General features: G+C 41.1%; 3 protein-coding genes. 2 read left to right on the forward strand and 1 reads right to left on the reverse strand.

What is annotated here, in order from left to right; genetic code table 11:
- Window positions 1–366 precede the first annotated feature (366 nt).
- Complete coding sequence (locus tag AACT18_RS17600) at window positions 367–1,005, reverse strand: hypothetical protein (protein ID WP_094146636.1); 639 nt, start codon at window positions 1,003–1,005, stop codon at window positions 367–369.
- A gap of 1,232 nt (window positions 1,006–2,237) precedes the next feature.
- Here AACT18_RS17600 and AACT18_RS17605 point away from each other — a divergent pair.
- Both AACT18_RS17605 and AACT18_RS17610 read left to right on the forward strand, forming a co-directional pair.
- Window positions 2,238–2,480 (forward strand): type II toxin-antitoxin system Phd/YefM family antitoxin, encoded by a 243-nt coding sequence (locus tag AACT18_RS17605; RefSeq protein ID WP_000557295.1) that lies wholly within the window; start codon window positions 2,238–2,240, stop codon window positions 2,478–2,480.
- Between the two features lie 6 nt (window positions 2,481–2,486).
- Window positions 2,487–2,783, forward strand: coding sequence for a type II toxin-antitoxin system RelE/ParE family toxin (locus AACT18_RS17610; RefSeq protein WP_038939651.1), 297 nt, complete (start codon window positions 2,487–2,489; stop codon window positions 2,781–2,783).
- Window positions 2,784–3,461 lie beyond the last annotated feature (678 nt).

Consider the following 3,461-nt stretch of genomic DNA (forward strand, 5'->3'; position numbering starts at 1 on the left):
CTTTCGAAGAAGCCAACAACCAAGTGCGCAAAATCCATTTAAGCGCGAAAGAGCTTCAAAACCAAAGAAGCCACACCAAAGAAATAAACAAACACACCACTTCCCGTAAGAAGACTTCGGTTAGTTCAAACACTTCACGAACAGTGCCACTGGCGAGATACATGGAAAAGTGCTGACTTTCAGGTGTAAAGCTAGAGCCACTGACTAAGAAAAATAAACGCTTAATTTATGGCTTTTCTTAACCTCAGCTAACGCCGCATTAAGGGGCAGACAACGCCACTACCAAGTTTCCGCATAACACCGTAACCACCAAAACCAACGCATAATAAAAATGCCACGCGTTGGCTGTCCCTCTTGAATGCTTTGTTAGAGCTTCGATATTGCTGCAAACATCGATACAAAGAAATATATAAACAGAGTTGCTTGAATCAATATTGCTCCTCCCTGCACTTGCAAACTTTTCATTTGACCAACGTAAGCGATTTGAGGGTTATCTTTTTCTTTTTTGAAGTGACGATTTGCGAGCCAGCGAATGGGCGCAGGAAATAATGCCAAATACTCAGATAAAACTCTTTCAATGCGTATTCCTGTATCAAGCGAAATCCCCCAAAACTTAGCCCCTTCTTGGATTTTTTCCTCTTCTTCCTCATGAGTTTTCATATGTTCTAAAAATGTGAACTTAACTGATTCTGAAAGCTCTTGAGCCATTTTACAGCGCATTCCCATTATTTTTCCAAATACCCCAAATACACATGAGATACACAAAACATAGCCACCATCCACAATAGCATCGCGACCGAGAAACTCTGAAATATTGTTAATATTTGCCAACAAGAAGGAGGCGATTGCACCTGTCGTGACTAGGAGCCAATTATTTAATGTATCTAAACTAGAAGTGGTTTTTAGTGTTGCCACAAACATGGAGGATACAATAGCATTTTCGGCGTTTTCTTTTGCTAATTCATTCCATTCTCGTAACGGTTTTGTTTTCTCTTTCTTGTCCATTTTCCACCTATTCAAAAAGAAGCTCTAACGCCCGGCTAAGGGGTTGACAACGCACCGCCGAACTCAAAAAACACACTGTAAACACTGAACTTAAATTTTGCACTAAAGTCGCCAAGCGTTGGCAATCCCTCTTGAGCCGTTTGTTATGCAAATTCAATGAGATAAACAGAATTTACACGACCAAAAGCCACAATTGCAATGGTTGAGTGATTCAAGAATCAACCCAAGCAAGAACTGTGATAAATGAGCCACCAAAACAAAGTCCACCGTTCAGCAACAAATCAAGCTTTTGAATGAGACAAACTCAACAAGCAAGGCTTTCAGCAAGTGCGAAATGCTCGATAAACTTGCCCTTTCCACACTTTGTGCACGCTGAATTGACAACAAACCAGCACCAAAACTTATTGAGGCAAACAAAGAACCTTGCCTGTTTTACGGCTTGAGTTAACCACGAATTTGGGGGTGAAAATGTTCATTTGCCGACAACGCAAAACGAATGGCCGGAGAAATCCCAAAAAATTGAACCCCTAAATTTACCTGAGTTGCATAACGCCCTGCTAAGGGGTGAGCAATACACTGCGAAAGCTACCGCACACCGCCTTAATCACGAAACTCACCGCATGCTGAAAATGCCACGCATTGCGAATCCCTCTTAAGCAGTTTGTTAGCTTAAATTTCAGCACCTTAGATTTGCCAAAACTGAGATTAACCCGATTTGGAAAACCAACAAACCACCTGAGATTTAAAACCCGAATTGACTCAAACTTTGTGGCCTTTCGTGCGATTTGAAAACTCGAAAATTTTGATAAATCATTTTCGGAAAACTCAAAGCGAAAGCAAAACTTCCAAAGCGACTTTGAGCCAAGCTTACTAACCTCGCGCAATCCCAAAACTCCATTGAGGCAACGGCTAAAAACTCGCGTTGGCAAACAATGCTGATTTGCCGAGAAACCTGAACGAATGGCCAATGGAAGAAAGAAAAAACCATAAGCAACTGATTTTTAATGTTTTAAGCTAACGCCCAATTAAGGGGTGAGCAACGCTAACACCCAACCTAAAGCATTGTGCCATAAACACAAAAATTGAAGTAGAAGCAAAAATGCCAAGCGTTGGGAATCCCTCTTAAATTGTTTGTTAGTTTACCTTTCGCACAAATCGCACGATTTAATCATATTGACCATTTCATGCGAATAACTATAATCTTACTGTGATTCCAGATTTGGAGAGTAATCATGCACACATTAACAGCAAATGATGCCAAACGTAACTTTGGTGAGTTACTTCTGAGCGCTCAACGTGAGCCAGTGAAAATTAGCAAAAATAGCAAAGATGCCGTAGTTGTTATGTCGATTAAGGACTATGAAGAGCTGGAGGCAATGAAAACTGATTACCTGAGACATTGTTTCGAGTCAGCTAAGCAAGACTTGGCACAAGGCAATGTGGTTGATGGTGAAGACTTTTTAAACGCCTTATAACCCATTATGCAAAAGAATAAATATAAGCTAAGTAAATTAGCACAGACCCATTTACAAAAAATCAAAAACTATACCGTCAACAATTTCTCTGAGATGCAATGGCGAAGCTACAAAGATACCTTACTAACAGGGTTTCAAATGCTTGCTGACAACCCAGCTGTTGGTCGCAGTTGCGATGAGATATACCCAAGTGGTTTTTATTTCCCTGTGGGCAAGCATACCGCTTACTTTACAAAAGAAGATGGCTTCATTTTAGTTGTTGCTGTACTCGGTCAATCACAACTTCCGCAGAACCACCTGTAATTAAGATTTCACCCTAGGATTGGATTTAGGGTGATGATCTTCACTGGTAAACTAACGCCCGGCTAAGGGGTTGACAACGCATAGCCGAACTCAAAAAACACACTGTAAACATTGAACTTCAATTTTGCGCTAAAGTCGCCACGCGTTGGCAATCCCTCTTGAGCCGTTTGTTAGCTGCTGCACTTTAGCCGGAGATTTGCTACCCAACGGCCTAATTTAAAACACATTATTGTTTTCAAGCGACAAAGTAAAACGGACAACTGAGAAACTAAAACCTAATCCACGAAACGCACTTGGCAAAGAAGAAATAACAGCAAAACTTGACGAGTTTCTAGAGCTTAAATTTACAAAGAATCCTTTCGAAGAAGCCAACAACCAAGTGCGCGAAATCAACTTAAGCGCGAAAGAGCTTCAAAACCAAAGAAGCCACGCCAAAGAAATAAACAAACACACCACTTCCCGTAAACAGACTTCGGTTAGATCAAGCACTTCACGAACAGTGCCACTGGCGAGATACGCGGAGAAGTGCTGACTTTCAGATGTAAAGCTAGAGCCTCAGACTAAGAAAAATAAGCGCTTAATTTTATGGTTTTTCTTAACCTCAGCTAACGCCCGGCTAAGGGGTTGACAACGCACCGCCGAACTTAAAAAACACACTGTAAACACTGAACTTCAATT

The sequence above is a fragment of the Vibrio sp. V04_P4A5T148 genome (genome assembly GCF_963875605.1).
GTDB classification, from domain to species: domain Bacteria; phylum Pseudomonadota; class Gammaproteobacteria; order Enterobacterales; family Vibrionaceae; genus Vibrio; species Vibrio anguillarum.